This is a genomic window from Chryseobacterium sp. WX, assembly GCF_029542485.1.
Classification (GTDB): Bacteria; Bacteroidota; Bacteroidia; order Flavobacteriales; family Weeksellaceae; genus Chryseobacterium; species Chryseobacterium cucumeris.
Map to the genome: position 1 here is coordinate 3,433,895 of NZ_CP120710.1, position 20,340 is coordinate 3,454,234.

The following is a 20,340-nucleotide window of genomic DNA, read 5'->3' on the forward strand; positions in this document are numbered from 1 at the left end:
GGAGAAAACCGCGTTTTGAAAAAGGAAAAACACCTTTTTTATTTGTGTATGAGTGGGTTATGAAACAAAAATCCGGCAGCTTGAAAAGCTGCCGGATTTTTCAATAGAATGTAAAGATGTTTATTTTTTCAGGGAATAAATAGGATTAAAAATTAAGTCAGCACAAATCATGTTTCAAGGCAAAAAGTACCAGACCCGCTCTGTTTTTTATATCCAGTTTCACAAAAACCGAATCTCTGTAGCCATCAATGGTTTTGGGACTCAGGCACATTTTATCTGCTATTTCCTTGTATGTGAGTTCACTGCAGGCCCATTTGATAAACTCTTTTTCCCGGTCTCTAAGATCAGAAAGCAGAGAGGCATTTTTCGCCTCCTCTGTTTTTACTTTCAATAACTTTTGGGCTACAAAATCAGTATAAAAGCTGCCTTTCTCAAATACCGTTTCAATGGCCTGGAAAAGAATGGAAGGCTGCATATCTTTCAGCAGATAGCCTTTAGCGCCGGCCTTTAACATTTTAATTAATATTCTTTCATCATCATCCATGGTAAGGGCAATGACTTTAATATCGGGATAATGCTCTGTAAGCCATTCTGTAGTTTCTATACCATTTTTATAAGGCATATTAACATCCATCAGAACTACAGCAGGTAATTCTGAAGCCTTTTCCACATCAGCAATAAATTCTTCTCCGTTGGGATGATTCATAATGACCCGATATTGAGTGTTTTCTGTGATCATATTCTCCAGTGCTTTGGAGATTAAGGTATGATCATCAACGATCGCTATGGGAATTGTTTTCATAATAAATTTTTATGATAGGTTATCAAAGTTTGTGTTCCTTTATTCAGTTCTGATTGTATAGACAGTTCAGCATGAATCAGCTTGGCTCTCAGTTCCATGTTTTTCAATCCTGAGCCATCCTGAATACTGCTTGTATCAAAGCCTCTTCCGTTGTCGGAGATACTGATGTGTAGTTTATCACAGTCATCTTCCATGTGTATGGAAACATTTTTGGCTTTGGAATGTTTCAGAATATTATTGATACTTTCCTGGATAATTCTGAAAAGGATCAGTCCGTGTTTAGGCGAAATATCAATATCCTGTTTTTGAGTAATAAATTCTATTTTCAATAATTTTAGTTTTTTGATCCTTTTCACTTCTCTTTCAATGGATTCTGCCAGTCCGAAATGAATGATCTGTTCAGTAATCAATGTTTTAGACAGGTTTCTGATATCCTGTATACATTCTCCCAATAATTCATTGAGTTCGATGAGATCTTCTTTTTCTGTATTTTGGAGTTTGGTAATCAATTGGTTCTGGCGTAAGCGGACTACGGATAGTTTTTGACCCAGATCATCATGTAATTCCTGCCCGATATAATTCAGAGTCTGTTCTTTCATTTCTACCTGGGAAGTCGCCAGTTCCTTTTCAAACCGAAGATCTTTTTCCTTCTGCTCAATCAGCAGAGTTGTTTTTTTCCTGATAAAAACCGCATAAATGAAGACCATTGTCAAAACAACGATGAATAAAGTAATCGTAAAGATGATGACCAGATTATTCTCTTCCATATCTGCAAAGCTTTTATCTTATCTTTCCTGTTTGTTCCAGATTAAACCTAATATCAGTATCCCGTTACTGATCAGATTCAGCATAAATAAAATGAAGAAATAAATCGTCTCCGAAACAGTAGTCCTGAAAAAAAGTATCGGAATGCTTCCAATAAAAAATATCATTAAAGATACTGATATCCAGAAAGGTAAATAGTTTTTGATTTCCAATACTTTATCAGAATTAAAGGTTTGGTACAGGAACAAAATGATTGAAAACAGCAACAGGAGAATATCTGCATAGAGCATATTAAAAGAAAAATGATGAAGCAGATCATCTTCTGTATAAAACATCACAACAATATTGAGGACAAAAAGAATCAGGATGATGGTCTGTATCTTTTTGAGCATCGGAACATACAGTAATTGGTAATAATACAATAAATACAAAAAAAATACAATCATTAAAAAACCAATTACATAGAAGATGTCCGTAGGCAGATTGGTCAGCTTGAAATAGAAATAACAGGAAATATCAATCAGGGAAAACAACAGATATCCTATAATAAAAAATAAATTCTCCTTTCCGGTTTTTCTGTATTTTATGACCATTAGAATCATCACTACAATGGAAATGGCCATCGATATCTGTTTCCCTGTTTCAATATTCCAGTTCATAATGCTGTGTTTTTTAAGGCATTGTTTCCGATAACGTTTTTGGTGGCGGTGCCAGATTGGTCATGTTCATAGATTCTATTGAAGTAACGTCTGTGTTTTCTTCGGTAGTGGCTGATCTGGCCATGGCCTTCTCTCTTTCTCTTTTTTGGGCGGTAGGTACTAAAAATATAGTTTGGTAACCTGCATATTCAGGTTTTGCCATTCTGTTTTTAGGGTGGTTCATTGGATATTTTCCCATGTAGATCCTGATTCCCGGATTTTTTAATTTTTGTTTTCTGGCATTTTCTTTTACATATTTAATATAGCCTTCCATATCTTCAAGCGAAAACCAGTACCATCGCGAATCGGGTTCGCCGTTTCTGTACTTCATGAGAATTTCATGATTGGTTCTGGTGTATTCATCAAAAAGAACGCGCCCTTCACGGTAGCTGATCAGTTTCTTTTTATAACTGTTGCTTACAGGTTCTTTAGGAGGTTCGGTGCAGCTAAGCAGACAAAGAGCCAGAATAAGAGCTGCACAAAGCAGAGGTGAAATCTTAGTAAAAAAGGAAGTTTTCATTTTTATGGTTTTAATTTTATGGAACAAAATTAGCGAACGGCACAACTATAAAAAAGGGTGAAAACACTGTTTTTATCCTTTACTAAATTTACGACTTTTTGATATTCAGTTGAATAGGAATTACGAGGTTTGTTTTTTTAATTAAAAATATCCAATGGTATTCCTTCAATAATAAAATTAAAACCATGATGAACATTCATGGCTTTGCAGGAAAGGTTTACCTTTTTTATCCTCTCTTTTTCAATCTGGTTTTCACCCCAAATTCTGAGATAATCAATAAAAGGAATGAGCTCGGCGCCGGTTTCCGTTAGAGAATATTCTACCTTAGGAGGAACTTCGTGATACACTTCTCTATGGATAAGCCCGTCATCTTCCAGCTCCCGGACAGTCTGGGTAAGCATTTTAGGGGTAATATCAGAAAGGGTTTTACGAAGTTCGCCATACCGCATAACTGTCTTCAGATGAAGATACCATAAAATACGGCCTTTGTACTTTCCTCCAATCCGTTTAAAGGCATAGTCAACAGGACAGGATGGCTCATTGGTAACTTTTTTTATTTTTAACATTTTTTCAATGGTTTGATAATCAGTATTAGTATGTTTTTAGTATGTAGATTACTAAAAAGTACATACTTGCTGCAAAGATATGATGAGACTACATTTGTCCGATAATTAAAATCAAAAAAAATGAAAGCTGTTATTGTAAACGAAGCAGGAGGCGTTGAAAATCTTCAATTTACGGAAATAGATAAGCCTGTCATAGGAAATGATGAAGTATTGGTAAAAGTAGTATCGGTAAGCATTAATCCTGTAGATGTAAAGTCCAGAGCATATGAAGGAGTTCTGAACTGGATTTTTGAAGAAAAGAGGCCCGTTATTTTAGGATGGGATATCTCGGGAGAAGTCGTAGAAACCGGGAAAAGTGTAACTGATTTTAAACCGGGAGATGAGGTCTTCGGAATGGTCAATTTTTTTGGAAAAGGAAATGCCTATGCAGAATATGTGGCTGCTCCGGCTGCTCATCTGGCATTAAAGCCTCAAAATATTACCCATCAGCAGGCTGCCGCGGCCTCAATGGCTGCTTCAACGGCATATCAGGCCTTAGTGGATGTTGCCGGAATTAAAAAAGGAAGCAAGGTTCTGGTCCATGCCGCTTCAGGTGGTGTCGGCCATTTTGCTGTTCAGATGGCGAAGCATTTCGGAGCGTATGTTATCGGCATATCATCCGGTAAAAATAAAGAATTTGTTTTGTCGCTTGGGGCTGATGAACATATTGATTATACAACGGAAAACTTTTATGAAAAGGTGCAGGATGCAGATATCATCATTGATACCCTTCAGGGAAAAGCTTTGTCGGATTCGGTAGATATTGTAAAAGAGAATGGTATTATTATAACACTTCCGACGCCTGAGATTCCTGAGGATATTGCATTGAGAGCCAGGCAGAAAAAGGTGAATATTGAGTTTATGATGGTACAGTCTAAAAAAGAAACTGCAGAAGCAATTTCGGGCTTATTGAAGCAGGAAGCATTGAAACCATTTGTTTATAAAACTTTCCCGTTTGAAGACATAGCACTGGCACACCTGGAGGTTGAGACCAGCCGCGTTGCAGGAAAAGTAATAGTAAACCTCTGAAATAAAAACAGGACCGGAAATCTATTCCCGGTCCTGTTAAACAAGATTAAGTGTAAAATTTAGCCTTTGCAGGCAAAAAGGATAATTCAAATGTGAACAGATTTTTATTGATTCTTAATCTATGTTTAAGGGAATTGATAGTAATGGTAATTTATTCTTATAGGCCATTATGGCTGTTTTGCTTCGATGGAAAAGAGATTCTACAAGATTGTATTTATAAGGAATCATGGTTAAAAGGTCCGGACTGGTCAGTTTTATTTCCTCCTCAATCGCTTTGATGACTTCAATGGACTGAATCATTTTAAAGCTGTACTTAATATCATCCAGATCGTACCCGGAATTCAGGTCAATATCATGAATAACCTCAGCAAAATCTTCTAATCTTTCACTTACATTGAATACCTCAATCTCAGCATTGAATTCATTAATAAAGTGGTAAATATCATTCATGGCAGACCAGGTCATACTTTTATGCGTATCATAAGCAAAAAGAATTTTCCTGATTCCTGTATATTCTACATGAGCGGGAACAATGAGTATCGGTTTTTTAATTCTGTGTATAGCTCTTGTTACACTGTTTCCCAAAAGCTTCTGTTCCAGAGTTTTTTCAGCCATTCCCATCACAATAAAATCACAATCGTGAATCTGCATACAGTTTTCAAGCTCTTCAATAAAATTGCCGGAAGCCAGATGATGCTGGGTTTCAACAGTATATAATCTTTTAAGTTCCGCTGCCTTATCCTCCATTTTTTTCTGATTTTTAAGCGTTTGAGTGTAGAAAAAATCAGCAGAAACCTGTGCATTCAGGGCATGGATGGAAACGGATTGAAGATTGAAAAGCACAATCCTGTATTTGTTTTCTTTAGCCATAGATGCTGCATAATGTGTTGCATTTTCAGCTTCGTGGGAAAAATCTGTGCAGACAATTATTGTTTTCATTGTACCGGATTTAATACCACAAAACTATGATAGACAGCTATTCCCTCATTATAAAAATACTGTGATGTTGCATAAAATGATGATGAAATGTCTTTTTCAGGTGATGAACCGTCACATCCATTTTAACTCTGCTATTTTACGTTTCAGGTATTGTTTTGGCGGTCTCGTCCAAAATAGAAGATATTCATATAAAATCTATTTCTATATTTACATTCATAAAGTCCCGGATATGAACAGGATTTCTGCCATCAGGAAAAAAATAGTACGGAATAAGAAGATTCTTTCCACCATGAAAAGAAGGCTAGTGATCTGGGCGTTAGCAGTGGTCACTTTCTGTGTTTTTTCCTACCTTATTGATCCCTTTGATCCCGTTTGGAAAGGCTATCTTGATGCTCCGTTAAAAATGATTCTGGAAGATGCCACATGGATTATCTTTTTTTCAATCATTATCTCGGAGGTAAGTATATTTATAGACCGGACGCTCAATAAGTGGCTTCCCTGGAGAAACAGGACTGTAAAGCGATTATTCATCCAATGTTTGCTTCAGATCGTGGGAAGTGTTTTGATTGTGATTATTATCAATGCAATCGTGGATGGTACTTCAGTAACATTACCTGAAATGGATTCCCGCAAAGAATATACACTTCTTGGACAATGGATCGCTACTAATATTGTCATATCGTTGATTATCAGTGCTTTTAATACTGTTGATTATTTATTGGAAAACTGGAAAAAAACAGCAGTAGAAGCTGCCCAGCACAAACTGAGGGCCTCAAAACACAAGCAGGCTGCAATGGCGGCAGAGCTTCAGGCGCTTAAGCTTCAGATAGACCCGCATTTTATTTTCAATAACTTAAGTGTGTTGTCAGAACTCATCCTCGAAGATCAGCAGTTGGGGTATGAGTATTCCGAGAAATTTGCGAGAGTATACAGATACTTATTGGTCAATTCCAAAAAAGACATTATCGCCGTAGAAGAGGAACTCAAATTTTTAGAGTCCTATATCTTTCTGATTGAAAAAAGAATAGGTGAAGGCGTTATATTCAAAATAGATATTCAGGAAGAGTACAGATCGAGATTTACCCTTCCGCTGTCTTTACAGTTGCTGGTTGAAAATGCTATCAAGCATAATCAGACATCCAAAGTAAACCCTCTGGAAATTCACGTTTATACAAACCCTGAAGGAGAGCTGGTAGTCTCCAACACATTTCTGCCTTTAATCAACAAACCGGATTCCTCAGGAGTAGGGCTTACCAATATCGTTGCACGATATGAAATCTTAGGATATCCTAAACCTGTAATTGAAAAAACTGAAGATAAATTTATTGTAAAACTCCCATTGATATGAAGATTAATAAAGTTTTAATTGTTGAAGACGAAAGACCGAATGCTGACAGATTAAAAAGACTGTTGTTAAAGTTAAGACCGCATATCGAAATTCTTTCTGTGGAAGACTCGATCACCTCAACAGTACACTGGCTGGAAAATAATGTTGTCCCGGATGTCATTATGATGGATGTACGCCTTGCAGATGGTCTCAGCTTTGAAATATTTAACAAACATGAAGTTAAGAGTGCCGTCATATTTACCACAGCATATGATGAATATGCAGTACAGGCATTCAAATACAACAGTGTAGATTATCTTCTGAAACCTGTTGAAGAAGAAGAACTGGATGCTGCTTTAAAACGCTATGAAACCTTTATGGAAGCCGTCCCGGTAGTAGGAACAGCCATTGAAGGACTGTTGAATTATATCCAGCCAAAAGACTATAGAAAACGTTTTCTGATCGCCCACAGAGACGGATATAAAACCGTGCTGGCAGAAGATATCCTTTACTTTTATACCGAATTGGGAATCAGCAAAGCCATGCTGAATACGGGAGTGGTAGAAAATGTTCCCCAAACCCTGGAAGAACTTGAAAAACAATTGGATCCTAAATTCTTTTTCCGTGCCAACAGACAATTTATCATTCATATCAATTCCGTTAAGCAGATTTTAAATCATTTTAATGGGAAACTGAAGCTGGAACTAAGGAAACAGCCTGATATGGAGGTTATTGTGAGCCGGGAAAAAGCTTCCGTTTTCAAATCCTGGATGGATTATTAATCCTGGAAAAATACAGACAAGACTGCTTCTATAAAAGCAGTCTTTTTTTGCTTCACTTATATCGTCCACAAATTTGTATTTGACAATTTTACTTATATTTTCATCCGAAATATTCTTTTTTATCACATTTATAAACGAAAATAGCTGCTTTCCCTTCATTTTTCCTATCATACGTTTCATCTGCGATTAATGACACTTCACCCAACTTCTGAATGAATATCACTGTAAGATGAAGTTATTTTGCTCCTGTAAAATTTAAAAACCAATGTTATGAATTACAGAAAAGGATATCTGGTACTTTCACTTACAGCTGCAGCGATATTGTACTCATGCGGTTCCGGGAACGGCCAGGAAAATACTCAGCAGATGCAGCAGGCATTGCCTACAGATTTTATCCAGGTAAAGTCCGGAGATGCTGACGTGTCTACAGGATATCCCGGAAGCATAGAAGGACAGGATAATGTAGATATTAAAGCACAGGTAACAGGATATCTGGAGGCAGTATATATCAAAGAAGGACAGTATGTAAGCAAAGGACAGACCCTTTTCAGAATAAATCCATCTGTGTACAATGAGCAGGTCAATACCAATGAAGCAGCCTTGAAATCAGCGCTGGCGGCACAGGAAACAGCAAGACTTGAAGTGGAGAAACTGAAACCTCTTGTAGAAGGAAAAGTAGTTTCCGATATGCAGCTGAAAACCGCTCAGGCGAGTTATAAAGCGGCATCAGCACAGGTTGCACAGGCACAGTCATCATTGGGATCCTCAAAGATTAACGCCAATTTTACGTATATCAAAGCGCCAGTGAGCGGATACATAGGCAGAATTCCGAACAGAGTAGGAAATCTTATCAGCCCGTCTGATCCATCACCACTAACCACGCTTTCAAGCATCAACAGTGTGAATGTATACTTTTCAATGAACGAAGCTGATTTTATTGCACACAGCAAGGCTGCGGCATCAGGAAATACAGCAGAAAATGTAGAGCTTATCCTGGCAGACGGTTCCACTTATTCTCTTAAAGGAAAACTGGAAAATGCAAGCGGAAATTTCGACAGAAATACCGGAAGTATTCAGATGAAAGCTGTTTTCCAGAATCCGGATAAATTATTAAGAGCCGGAGGAACAGCCAGAGTGATGATTCATAATGCCCTTAATGGTGTGATTAAACTTCCGAAAACCTCTGTAAAAGATATTCAGGACAGATTCTTTGTTTATAAACTGAATGGTAAGGATAAAGTGAAAATGACACAGATTACCGTTTCAGGAAGTACATCCCAGGATTACTTTATCAAAGAAGGCGTGAATGCAGGAGATAAGATTGCCATTAACAGAATTGATGCTCTTACAGACGGAGCACAGGTGGTGGCACACACTGTTCCTTTGAAATAGTTGTATAACCTTTCTTAGAAAATTCAAAAATGTTAAAAAAGATAATAGACCGTCCTGTACTGGCGACGGTAATATCCCTTATCATTGTTATTTTAGGGATCATAGGATTAAACCAGCTGGCGGTGACCAGATTCCCGGATATTTCTCCACCCACGATTACCGTTTCAGGATCATATCCCGGAGGAAACAGTGAAACCGTGATTCGTTCTGTGGTAACACCGCTGGAAGAGCAGATCAATGGAGTGGAAGATATGGAATACATGAAATCCACAGCAAGTAATGATGGTACATTCTCGATATCCATTATATTCAAACAGGGAGTGAATGCTGATCAGGCAGCCGTAAACGTGCAAAACAGAGTACAGCAGGCCACCCCGATACTACCGCAGGAAGTAGTGAGAATGGGATTGACCACCTCCAAGCAGCAGAACAGTATGGTATTGATTTTCAATATTTATACGGAAGATAATAAACAATATGATGAAACTTTCCTTCAGAACTATGCGAATATCAACCTTATTCCACAGGTTAAAAGAGTAAAAGGGGTTGGGCAGGCCATGGTTTTCGGGCTTAAGGATTATTCCATGAGAATATGGCTGAACCCTCAGAAAATGTCATCTTACGGACTTGAACCGGCAGATGTTTCCAGAGCGATCGCAGACCACAGTTTGGAATCTGCTCCGGGAAAACTTGGGGAGGAATCTGATGCAGCCTTAGAATATGTAATCCGCTATAAAGGAAAAAAGAACAAGCCGGAACAATATGAAAATATTATTGTTAAAAATGCAGGAAGCCAGGTTATTAGGTTAAAAGATGTTGCCCGTGTAGAATTCGGAGCCATTTCAAATACCGGAGATAACCTTTCCAATGGGAAAAATGCAGTGACTGTAGCGATTATGCAGACTACAGGATCCAACGCGAATCATATTGAAATAGGAGTGAATAAAGCTCTTGACCAATTATCAAAATCATTCCCTCCTGGTATCAAATACACGAAGGTAATGAGTACCAAAGAAAGATTGGATGAAGCTACAGGACAGGTGAAATCTACCCTGATAGAGGCATTTATCCTCGTATTTATAGTGGTGTTTATATTCCTGCAGGATTTCAGATCTACGATTATTCCGGCAGTGGCGGTTCCGGTGGCGATTATCGGTACCTTCTTCTTCCTTCTGGTCTTGGGATTTACCATCAATGTACTGACGCTTTTTGCTCTTGTACTGGCCATCGGGATTGTAGTAGATGACGCCATTGTAGTGGTAGAAGCTGTTCACAGTAATATGGAAGGAACAAACCTTTCAGGAAGAGAAGCTACTCACAAAGCAATGAGTGAGATTACAGGAGCGGTTATCTCTATTACATTGGTGATGTCGGCCGTATTTATTCCCATCGGATTTATGTCCGGTTCTGCAGGATTATTCTATAAGCAGTTTGCCTATACATTGGCCATAGCGATCATTATTTCAGCAGTTAACGCATTGACTTTAACTCCTGCTTTATGTGCCGTGTTTTTGAAAAACAATCACTCGGGAGAAGGTAAAAAACCAAAAGGATTCGGGCAGAGGTTTGCTGTGGCATTCAATGCTGGATTCAATAATATGACCAACCGTTATGCAAAAGGAGTACGCTTTTTAATAGGGAGAAAATGGATTGCAGGAGGATTAATCGTAGTTGTTATCGGGGTTGCAGGCTGGCTGATGTCAAGTACGCCAAAAAGTTTTGTACCAATGGAAGATGACGGATTCTTCATGTACACTTTAAGCATGCCTCCCGGGACAGCATTGACCAAAACGACAGAGGTTTCCAACAAGATCAATGATATCTTAAAAGGAGTGGAAGCGGTGCAGGAAAATACTTCCATTACCGGATACAACCTTCTTAGTAACAGTGCAGGGCCGGCTTATGCAATGGGATTTGTTAAACTGAAGCCTAAAAAAGAAAGAGGTGAAGTTCAGGATATCCAGGAAGTGGTAGACATGGCAAGTGCAAAATTGGGAGTGATCAAAGAAGGAAGTGTAATGACCTTCAGAATGCCTCCTGTAGAAGGTTACGGAATGACGAATGATGCCGAAATTGTACTTCAGGACCGTATGGGAAGAGATCCTCAGGTTCTTAAGGCCAAAGCAGATGAACTGATCGGTCAGTTGATGCAGGTTCCGGAAGTAGCATTTGCCTACACGATGTTCAGGGCAGATTATCCTCAGATGGAACTTGAAGTAAATGAAGATAAAGCAAAGCAGCTGGGAGTAAGCATTTCCAATCTGTTGGGAACTGTTCAGACCTATTTCTCAGGAGATCAGTCTCAGAATTTTTCAAGATTCGGGAAGTTCTATAGAGTGAATATTAAAGCAGATGGTGTTTTCCGAATGGACGAGCAGGCCTTCAACGATATTTTCGTAAAGAATGAAAAAGGAGATATGGTTCCGGTGAATACACTGATTACTTTGAAAAAAGTCTACGGTCCGGAATCCGTTCAGCGATATAACCTTTACAATTCATTAAACATCAACGTGTCTCCAAAACCAGGCGTAAGTAATGGAGAATTGATGGATAAACTGGAACAGACTTTAAGCAAGCTACCATCCGACTACAGCTACGAGTGGACAGGATTAAGTTTGGAAGAGAAATCAGCAGGAAATCAAACGATTGCCATTTTTGGACTGTGCTTGCTTTTTGTGTACCTGCTACTGGCAGCTCAATATGAAAGTTATATTCTTCCTCTGGCGGTAATGCTTTCCATCCCAACAGGAATTGTAGGAGCATTCTTAGGAATAAAAGCCATCGGGCTGGATAATAATATTTATGTACAGGTGGGACTCATCATGCTTATCGGGCTTCTGGCCAAAAACGCGATCCTTATTGTAGAATTTGCCATACAAAGGCGTAAGGCAGGTCTTTCGATTCTGGACTCCGCACTGGAAGGTGCAAAGGCGAGGTTACGTCCTATTATCATGACTTCATTAGCCTTTATTGTGGGAATGGTTCCACTGATGATTTCTTCAGGAGGAATGGCATCAGGAAACAAATCCATCAGTACAAGTGCGGCCATGGGAATGCTAAGTGGAGTGGTTTTAGGAGTTTTCGTCATTCCTGTACTCTACATGTTCTTTCAGTATCTGGATGAGAAATTCTCTACCAAAAAGAAGTATACTACAACAGAAAATCAATTGACAAATGAGCATATTTAATATAAAGAATTTCCTTATTTCAGGCGCAATGGCATCACTACTGATGTCTTGTGCCGTAGGGAAAAAATATACAAGAACAGACCTTCAGATTCCCGAGACCTACAAAGAATCCATGCAGGTGACAGGAGATACAGTAATTCTTCCCTGGAAGACATTCTTCAAAGATCCAAAATTGATAGGCCTAATAGATAAAGCCCTTTCAAGAAATAATGAAGTGAATGTCGCTTTGAAAAATATAGAACAGCTGGATCTGATTTATAAACAAGCTAAACTGGGTCTGATGCCAACATTAGATCTTACAGCAGGTGCCAACAGAAGCTGGGCTTCTACCAATACGCTTAACGGCTCTCTGAATGAACAGTTTGTTGGTACAAAATACATGGATGATTTCAGTGCCGCACTGAGACTTTCATGGGAAGTAGACATCTGGGGAAAAGCGAAAATGCAGAAAGAATCCGCGGCGGCAGAATATTTTGGACAAAAAGAAAATTTAAATGCCATCAAAAGCAGAATCGTCGTTCAGGTAGCTCAGGCTTATTATAATCTGATCAGTCTAGATGAACAGCTGAAAATAGCCGAACAGAATATTGAGTTGAGTGACAATACCCTTAAAATGATGAATCTTCAGTTTGCGGCAGGACAAATTAATTCATTGGCGGTTCAGCAATCGGAAGCACAGAAGAAAACCGCTGAGCTGCTGATTCCTTTGGCAAAACAGAATATTTCTATTCAGGAAAATGCACTGAGTATTCTTTGTGGAGAATATCCGGACAAAGTAGAAAGAGAAGGAAATCTGAAAACAATGATTCCTGAAAATAAGCTGTCAGAAGGATTACCCGCACAACTGCTGAGCCGAAGACCAGATCTGAAGATGGCAGAGTTTAACGTTATCAGTTTAAATTCCAAAACCGGATTGGCAAAAGCTGCTATGTATCCAAGTATCAGTCTGAGCCCACAGATAGGAGTAAATTCCAATAAATTCAGCTCATGGTTTGATATTCCCGGATCTATTACCAAAGCAATTGCGGCCAATCTTGCTGCCCCTATTTTTCAGAAAAAACAACTGAAAACATCTTATGAAACTGCTTTAATTGAACAGGAAAAAGCAGCCATCAATTTTAAACAATCTGTAATGACTGCGGTGGGAGAAGTTTCCGATGCTATGGCAAAGTCTAAAGGTTCTTCAGAAAGATTACAGCTTTTAGAACAGAGAACAGCTATTCTGGACAAAGGAATCAATGATGCATTGAAGTTATATAAAAGTGGGATGGCTACCTATCTGGAAGTGATCACTGCTCAGAACAATAAACTTCAGAATGATCTGGAAGCCATCAATGTGACCCTTGAAAAATTAAATGCTGAGGTAGATCTTTACAGAGCACTTGGAGGCGGAGTACAATAAAATACAACTGGTAAATAATAAAAAGGAAGCTATGTCATGTAGTTTCCTTTTTGCTGTTTATAAAAGATAAATAGAGCTTTGTTTTTATAACAGGTACGGAATTTGCAATGAGATGATGAAATTTTATATTCACAAAATCAATTGGTTATAATTTTTTTTATTCTTTTTTTAGAAAAGGATGCAAGATTTTCAGAAAACATGATTTATATAGATGAGTACTCGAAAATAATTAATGTTTAACGAAAATGTAATGCAATGAAAAAATTGACAGTACCCCGATTTTTTATAACAGTTTTAATGGTTTTGGTAGGATTTACCCTATACTCATGTAATGATAATGAAGGACCGGATATTCCGCCTGTAAAAATAGAAAACTTACCAGGTAACTATAAAGGAAAACTGATTATTGTACAGGGAAATATCAAAAGAGAAGGCGTAAAAGAATTCAAAGTAAAGAAAGATACGATCTCATTTGCAGAATTTCCGATAAGTGAAATTGTAAAGACTGTGGTGAAAGATCCTGTGAAAGCAGAAAATGCCATAAAAACACTGGGAAAAGTGAAATATGATGTTAAATATGCTGCAGTAATCAATACCGCGAATAATGTGATAGAGCTTACTTTGACCCCTAAAACAATGGAACTTCAGATTCCTGTAGACGGAGTGAATAAAAAGACAGTGGTAGAATTCGTTTCTAAGCAGAAAGGATATTATGTAGGGTTAGACCAAACGCTTAGATATGCTCTTACAGCAGAAAAAATTACAGTAGATGGTACAGTGGTTACTCCTTATGAGGTGATTGATTATAATTTTCCATTCTGTATAAAAAATTAATTAATAGATAGTATCATCAATGGATTGCGCCTTATTAAAAAGATGCAATCTATTTTTGCTTGACAGTTTTATAATATCCCGGCGGATACGGAGGCAGCAGCATTATATGGAAGAAAGTAAAGAACAGATTTTGGTAAAGCACCTTCTGAAAAAGGAGGAAGCTGCCTGGAAAGAGCTTTTTGGAGCTTATTCCAGAAATCTGTCCTATGTATGTTCTCGTTATCTGGCAGAAAAAGAAGATGTTCATGATGTCCTCCAAAACAGTTTTATTAAAATGTTCCGTTCGATAGAATCTTTTGAGTACAGAGGAAATGGTTCTTTAAAAGCCTGGATGACCCGTATCACAGTCAATGAATCCTTGAAGCATATTAAGCAGAAAGGAGACTTTAAATCTGCCATAGAAGTAGATGATCTTCCAGATATTCCTAATGAAGAAGAACCGGATTTTGAAGAAATTCCCCGTGATGATATTATGATGATGATCAGAGCTCTTCCTGAAGGGTACAGAACTGTTTTTAACTTGTTTGTATTTGAGAAAAAAAGCCATAAAGAGATTGCCGGGCTGCTGGGGATTGCAGAGAATTCTTCTGCATCACAGTTTCACAGGGCAAAAGGACTGCTTACTCAGAAAATAAAAGAATTTAAAATGTCAAAAAAAGCACAATATGAATAACGAATGGCTAAATAATCTGCGAAGCAGAATGGATGACCATGAAGAGGACGTTCCGGAAGGATTGTGGAATGACATTAAAGATGAATTATTTTCCGGAGAAGAAAATAACAGTATTCCCGGATTTATTCCTGAGGTTCATGAAGGTGAAGCAATCAAAGAAAAGAGAACAAATACAGGAAACAGATCCATATTTTATCGCGTAGGAGGGATTGCAGCGGCCATTGCATTATTGTTTTTGCTGACCAGAATACTGCCCCAGAATGATACCGGAAAAACGCTGTCTCAGAAACCGGCAGATATGAAAGGAGAAAAGGGGAAAAATTATATAAAAACTATAGAAACTGAGAATCTTTCAGGCAGTAAAGTAAAATCAAAAACAGATGTTTTTTTATCTGAAAATATATTGAACACCGGTGCTTCGGAGAAAACATTGACACCAAGATATGCTGATAATGGAGCAGAAAATCAGGCTGGAAGCCATCAGAAGATCCAGGATGTCTTCAAGCTTCCGACAGCATCTGAGTCTTTTCAGCAGGAAAGTAAGATCGCTCAGAAAACATCAGTTATTGATGATACAGTGAAAGAAACTGTAAAAGAACAGGCTTCTGATGAGGTTCTTTTTAATCAGGAAAAAGTAAAAGAAGTCTATGCTGAAAATACACAGCGTAAAGCCACGAGATCCAGAGATAAAAAATCATGGATGTTAGGTATGCTTACAGGAAATATGGGTTCCAATTCTGCAGAACAGCAGTTTCCGGGCTATGCTTCAATCACTGGAAAAGCGATGAATATAGATCAGGTATGGTCTACAGCCGAATATCATGATGATCCTCTGACGGCCATATTACTGGCCAATCAAAGTCAGCCGGTAGAAGCGAGAATCAGACATAAAGTACCGGTGACATTCGGGCTTTCTGTTTACTATAATTTGGGGAAAAGATGGGGAATAGGAACAGGACTGAATTATACCAAGCTTTCTTCTGAGCTGCATTCCGGAAGTGACAATAATTATATTAAAGGAGATCAGACAGTTCATTATATAGGAGTTCCTGTTCAGGTTAATTATAATGTCATTCAAAAAGGAAAATTTACAGGATATATTACAGCTGGAGCGTTGGTAGAAAAACCAATAGCGGGCAGTATTACAACAACTTATGTTGTCGATGATCAAATTAAGGAGTCCTCAAAAGAACGTGTGGAGCCTAAACCTTTGCAGTTTTCTGTCAATACAGCAGTAGGGCTTCAGTTGAAACTTATTGATAAAGTCGGAATTTATGCAGAGCCGGGAATAGGGTACCATTTTAAAGAAGAAAGTGCTCCTAATACCATTTATAAGGAAAAGCCTTTTCAATTTAATATGAAATTCGGAATACGAGTACTGCTGGATTAAGGCAGACCATTTTTACAACACCAAACTTAATAATCTATATATATGAAAAATATATGAAAACAAAACTAATTTTTTTAGCGGTTGTACTATTTAGTATTCTGAATATTAAAGCACAATGTACACCCACAATTACCAGCGCGAGACTTGGGCAAAAGTATCCGGGAACGATTTTATTCTGTAGTACGGAAGATGAAATTCTTTCCACTACACAGACGTACACAACGTATCAGTGGTACAAACAGGAATGGACCTGGCAGACACCTAATAACAATCCATGGGTAGCTATTCCGGGAGCAACATCTCAGCAGCTAACCATTAGTGGTAACGATCAGTTGAATTATTTTAAAGTAGTGGTTTCTGAGGGCGACTGTACAGCAGAGAGTCCTACCGCATTTGCAGATGGGTTTGTATATGGTCTGCCGGCAATGATGACTACTTATACACCGGGCACCTATGAAGAAAATATGGGCACCGTGAAGGTCTGCAATGGAGCTTCTGTACAGTTTGACAATATATTTCCTTTAGTATATGGCAAACATACCTGGTTCAAATGTGTACCAGGGAGCAATCCGCCGGTAGCAGGAGATCCTTGTATTATTGCAGGTGTAGTAGGAGACACCTACGTTGCAACCAACTCAGGGAAATACGGATTTTATGCCTGTACTGAATATTGTCCGGATCAATGTGAGATGTTAGACCCGTTTGCATTTGTTGAGGTGACTTTCGGAGATTGGGAATTCTGCAGCAATCTGGGAACTGGAGAGACAAAAATTAAAGATAATAATCTGAGAATTTATCCTAATCCTACCGCGCAGCACCTTTATATCGGGAAAGAATCGGATAAAGTCTATAAGGAAGTTATCATCATTGATATGTCCGGAAAACTTGTCCTGAAGAAAGTAGATCACAGATATAACCAGGCGATTGATGTAAGCAGTCTGGTACCAGGAAATTATATCATTGTGTCTAAAAGCACAGATGGAACAGAATATAAAAATAGATTGATAAAAAAATAATAGGATTATACAATCTGAAGAGGTTAAAAATTGATTGTGGGAAGGAAGAATGGATGTCAGAGGGGGATGTTCCTTGTATTGAAGAAGAACTAAAGTGATTTATTTTAATACTTTACGCTCATAGATACATTTTCATCCTTGTTAATCTAATGACGGTCATAATTACCCCCAAAGGAGCTTTCTCTTTCCGGCATCCGGCTTCCTGACTCACACTAATTTTTTCCGGTATTCAGACCAATAATCTTTTTCGTTAGTTTTTAATAATGGTTGAGTCGGTACAAATTTTTTTGTACCGGTTTTTTTATTCTATGAAGAGATAAATTCCTTTGCTGTGAGCTTTGTCTGAAAAATTTTCTATTCAGAAATACATTGATTTTTTTGTAAATAACATCAACCCACAGAAAAATTCACAAAAATAATTTCATAAAAAAAGATATAAATGATAAATATTGTAACTTTGTTTGGTTGAAAACTTATAACAAACATATCGGCCGCATCCTTATCCTGTGTCTGGTGCTTTTCTTAGTACCGAACTTAAGCTTTGCGTGCACAAAAAAAGATATAAAAAAGGATCAAACTTTAGGTTATAAGTGTCAAACTAGTAGTTTATCAGATAAATTCTGCTGTAAAACTGGTTTTTGTAAAAAAGATAAAGACCATAATGATTGCAATGGCAAATGTAAACACAATTCCTGCCGATGCGGAACTGTCATCTCATTAACAGGACTTCCTGTTATGGACGGTCTGAAAATCAAAAATCATTTCATTGAAGAAACGAAACTTAAATTTAGTTTCAGTCAAACCTATTATTCTTCAGGGTTTTCTTCTATCTGGCAACCTCCCAAAATAGGATAATTATCTGGCTGTACAGCCAGAAATAGGTCTTGTCGAAGGCAAACTTTTGTTTTCGGACACACGGTCGTATTCCAATTATCAATTTTAAAAATCAAAAAATGAAATCATTATCAAAAATATTGATGGTAATCATTGTATTACTATCATATACTATAAGCTTTGCACAGATTAAAAATGCAAAGACAGAGACAGTAAAAATATATGGCAACTGTGAAATGTGTAAAGCCAATATCGAAAAAGCCGGGAATCTAAAGAATATCTCATCCGTAGAGTGGAATGAAGATACAAAAATGGCTACCCTGAATTATGATGCCCAAAAAACAAATCAGGAAGAAATACTTAAGCGTATTGCTTTAGCGGGTTATGACAGTGAAAAGTTCTTAGCTCCGGACGATGTTTACAGTAAGCTGCCGGGCTGCTGCCAGTACAAAAGAGAATTAAAACCTGCCAACATGAATAAAGATCAGGGAATGAATATGAATAACGAACACGCTAATCATGATCACAGCAAAATGACCCAGGCTAACAACTCTGAAAATAAAAACGAATTTCAGCTTAAAGCAGTTTTTGACAATTATTTTTCTTTAAAAGATGCACTGGTAAATACTGATGCAGGGACTTCATCGGCAAGGGCAGCCTCTTTGGTAAAAGCGATTCGGAATGTTGAAATGGGTAAGCTTTCCAATGAAGAACATACTGTTTGGATGAAAGTTTTAAAAGAACTGACAGCACAGGCAGAAAAGATAGCAACTACTAAAGACATCGAAAAGCAGAGAGGTACTTTTGCGCTTCTGTCTGAAAATATCTATGCCCTTACCAAAGTTTCAAAACATAGCGAAACAGTGTATTACCAGCATTGCCCAATGTTTAATAATGGAAAGGGAGCGAATTGGCTTAGCAAAGAAGAATCCATCAAAAATCCATTTTACGGTTCTAAAATGCTTACCTGCGGGAGTGTTCAGGAAACCATCAACCATCAATAATAAAAAACTTTAATAAGTAAATATCAATACAATGAAACATATAATAGTATCAATCATCATATTAACAGCCGTAATCTCCTGCAAACAGTCTCCAAATAAAAACAATGAGGTAAAAATACAGGACAGTACATCTATATCTGAGACAAAGACATCACCATCACATGATTCAGCTGTTTCTGCTGAACCAGTAATTGCTCATGATCAGAAAACTGAAACGGTTAAAACAGAGACTCAACCCCAAAACTTCAGCATTGAGCCTATTGTTAAAGATTATTTAGCCCTTAAAAATGCACTTGTTGCAGACAATGACAAGGGAGCAGCCAATGCAGGAAAAAAATTACTGTCGACCCTCAAGAATGTGGATGTGAAAAGTATTCCTTCCAGTAAACAAAAAGAGTATCAAGAAATAGCAGACAACATAAAGGAGAATGCAGAACATATTGGTGATAATGCAGGGAAAATTGATCATCAGCGTGAGCATCTGGCTTCTTTAAGTAAAGATGTTTCGGATCTTATCGCCTTATTTGGTAGTTCACAAAAACTGTATCAGGATCATTGCCCAATGTATAATGACGGTAAAGGAGCAGTATGGATCAGTGAAACCAAAGACATTAAAAATCCTTACTATGGAAATCAGATGTTAAACTGTGGTTCTGTGAAAAAAGAGTTCTGAGAATGAAACAAATACTGAAAAGAATTTTGGTATTTGTTCTGTTTCTTTTTATTGCAATACAAATGTATCAGCCCGCCTTTAATATAGATAAAGGCAAGGCTGCTACAAAAGATTTTATAAGAGTATATAAAATGCCGGCTGAAGTACAAACTCTGTTTCGGAATTCCTGTTATGACTGTCACAGTAACAATACCGATTATGTGTGGTACGATTACATACAGCCTGTAAGATCAGTTGTAGAAAGCCACATTAAAGAGGCGAAAAATGACCTGAATTTCAATGAATGGGAAACCTATTCCAACCGAAAACAGGAAAGATTGCTGAATTCAATAAAAGAACAGATTGTAAACAGGCAAATGCCATTGTCGTCTTACACTCTGATGCACAGAAAAGCAAAACTGAGTGATGACGAAATTAAAACAATGACCGAATGGTTAAAAGAGCAGAGCAAAGTTTATGAATAAAAA

At 37.7% G+C, this 20,340-nt stretch carries 18 protein-coding genes and 1 pseudogene; 13 read left to right on the forward strand and 6 right to left on the reverse strand.

The window, feature by feature from the left end:
* Positions 1-157: 157 nt before the first annotated feature.
* The 5 genes and pseudogenes from PZ898_RS15545 to PZ898_RS15565 form a co-directional block, all read right to left on the reverse strand.
* Entirely contained in the window at positions 158-802 is a 645-nt protein-coding gene (locus PZ898_RS15545; protein WP_277693704.1) for a response regulator transcription factor, read from the reverse strand.
* Positions 799-1,569 carry a sensor histidine kinase gene (locus PZ898_RS15550; RefSeq protein WP_123278672.1) on the reverse strand — a complete coding sequence of 257 codons (771 nt, stop codon included), beginning with the start codon at positions 1,567-1,569 and terminating at the stop codon, positions 799-801. Before PZ898_RS15550 ends, PZ898_RS15545 begins: the two co-directional genes overlap by 4 nt.
* 18 nt (positions 1,570-1,587) lie before the next feature.
* A complete protein-coding gene (locus PZ898_RS15555) occupies positions 1,588-2,226 on the reverse strand; it encodes a hypothetical protein (RefSeq protein ID WP_123278671.1) in 639 nt (212 codons plus the stop codon).
* Positions 2,227-2,239: 13 nt separating this feature from the next.
* Positions 2,240-2,785 (reverse strand): hypothetical protein, encoded by a 546-nt coding sequence (locus tag PZ898_RS15560; protein WP_277693705.1) that lies wholly within the window; start codon positions 2,783-2,785, stop codon positions 2,240-2,242.
* A 224-nt stretch (positions 2,786-3,009) separates the two neighbouring features.
* Positions 3,010-3,351: pseudogene (locus PZ898_RS15565) on the reverse strand (helix-turn-helix domain-containing protein); the annotation flags it as partial.
* Between the two features lie 120 nt (positions 3,352-3,471).
* Here PZ898_RS15565 and PZ898_RS15570 point away from each other — a divergent pair.
* The gene (locus PZ898_RS15570; protein WP_277693706.1) at positions 3,472-4,419 is read left to right on the forward strand and encodes an NADP-dependent oxidoreductase; all 948 of its coding nucleotides are present in this window, start codon (positions 3,472-3,474) and stop codon (positions 4,417-4,419) included.
* A 114-nt stretch (positions 4,420-4,533) separates the two neighbouring features.
* On the opposite strand, the gene PZ898_RS15575 is transcribed toward PZ898_RS15570, so the two are convergent.
* A complete protein-coding gene (locus tag PZ898_RS15575; protein WP_277693707.1) occupies positions 4,534-5,358 on the reverse strand; it encodes a universal stress protein in 825 nt (274 codons plus the stop codon).
* On the opposite strand from PZ898_RS15575, the gene PZ898_RS15580 reads away from it, so the two are divergent.
* From PZ898_RS15580 to PZ898_RS15635, 12 genes are all read left to right on the forward strand, one after another.
* Complete coding sequence (locus PZ898_RS15580; RefSeq protein ID WP_277693708.1) at positions 5,336-6,706, forward strand: sensor histidine kinase; 1,371 nt, start codon at positions 5,336-5,338, stop codon at positions 6,704-6,706. The two genes, PZ898_RS15575 and PZ898_RS15580, sit on opposite strands and share 23 nt — an antisense overlap.
* Positions 6,703-7,467: a LytTR family DNA-binding domain-containing protein gene (locus PZ898_RS15585; protein WP_216443543.1), complete on the forward strand. Its 765-nt coding sequence runs from the start codon at positions 6,703-6,705 to the stop codon at positions 7,465-7,467. The genes PZ898_RS15580 and PZ898_RS15585 overlap by 4 nt, the downstream gene beginning before the upstream one ends.
* Before the next feature lie 270 nt (positions 7,468-7,737).
* A complete protein-coding gene (locus PZ898_RS15590) occupies positions 7,738-8,859 on the forward strand; it encodes an efflux RND transporter periplasmic adaptor subunit (RefSeq protein WP_216443542.1) in 1,122 nt (373 codons plus the stop codon).
* 29 nt (positions 8,860-8,888) lie between these two features.
* Positions 8,889-12,047 carry an efflux RND transporter permease subunit gene (locus PZ898_RS15595; RefSeq protein ID WP_277693709.1) on the forward strand — a complete coding sequence of 1,053 codons (3,159 nt, stop codon included), beginning with the start codon at positions 8,889-8,891 and terminating at the stop codon, positions 12,045-12,047.
* Positions 12,034-13,449: a TolC family protein gene (locus PZ898_RS15600; RefSeq protein ID WP_062673016.1), complete on the forward strand. Its 1,416-nt coding sequence runs from the start codon at positions 12,034-12,036 to the stop codon at positions 13,447-13,449. The genes PZ898_RS15595 and PZ898_RS15600 overlap by 14 nt, the downstream gene beginning before the upstream one ends.
* Before the next feature lie 255 nt (positions 13,450-13,704).
* On the forward strand, positions 13,705-14,283 hold the full coding sequence (locus PZ898_RS15605) for a DUF4840 domain-containing protein (RefSeq protein ID WP_277693710.1): 579 nt from the start codon (positions 13,705-13,707) through the stop codon (positions 14,281-14,283).
* A gap of 106 nt (positions 14,284-14,389) precedes the next feature.
* Positions 14,390-14,956, forward strand: a complete 567-nt coding sequence (locus PZ898_RS15610; RefSeq protein ID WP_062673020.1) for an RNA polymerase sigma factor — start codon at positions 14,390-14,392, stop codon at positions 14,954-14,956.
* Positions 14,949-16,346, forward strand: coding sequence for an outer membrane beta-barrel protein (locus PZ898_RS15615; protein WP_277693711.1), 1,398 nt, complete (start codon positions 14,949-14,951; stop codon positions 16,344-16,346). Before PZ898_RS15610 ends, PZ898_RS15615 begins: the two co-directional genes overlap by 8 nt.
* Before the next feature lie 53 nt (positions 16,347-16,399).
* Positions 16,400-17,362 (forward strand): T9SS type A sorting domain-containing protein, encoded by a 963-nt coding sequence (locus tag PZ898_RS15620; RefSeq protein WP_123278662.1) that lies wholly within the window; start codon positions 16,400-16,402, stop codon positions 17,360-17,362.
* 953 nt (positions 17,363-18,315) lie between these two features.
* Positions 18,316-19,200: a DUF3347 domain-containing protein gene (locus PZ898_RS15625; RefSeq protein ID WP_062673027.1), complete on the forward strand. Its 885-nt coding sequence runs from the start codon at positions 18,316-18,318 to the stop codon at positions 19,198-19,200.
* 31 nt (positions 19,201-19,231) lie between these two features.
* Positions 19,232-19,873: a DUF3347 domain-containing protein gene (locus tag PZ898_RS15630; protein ID WP_277693712.1), complete on the forward strand. Its 642-nt coding sequence runs from the start codon at positions 19,232-19,234 to the stop codon at positions 19,871-19,873.
* A 2-nt stretch (positions 19,874-19,875) separates the two neighbouring features.
* The gene (locus tag PZ898_RS15635) at positions 19,876-20,337 is read left to right on the forward strand and encodes a heme-binding domain-containing protein (protein WP_123278659.1); all 462 of its coding nucleotides are present in this window, start codon (positions 19,876-19,878) and stop codon (positions 20,335-20,337) included.
* Positions 20,338-20,340 lie beyond the last annotated feature (3 nt).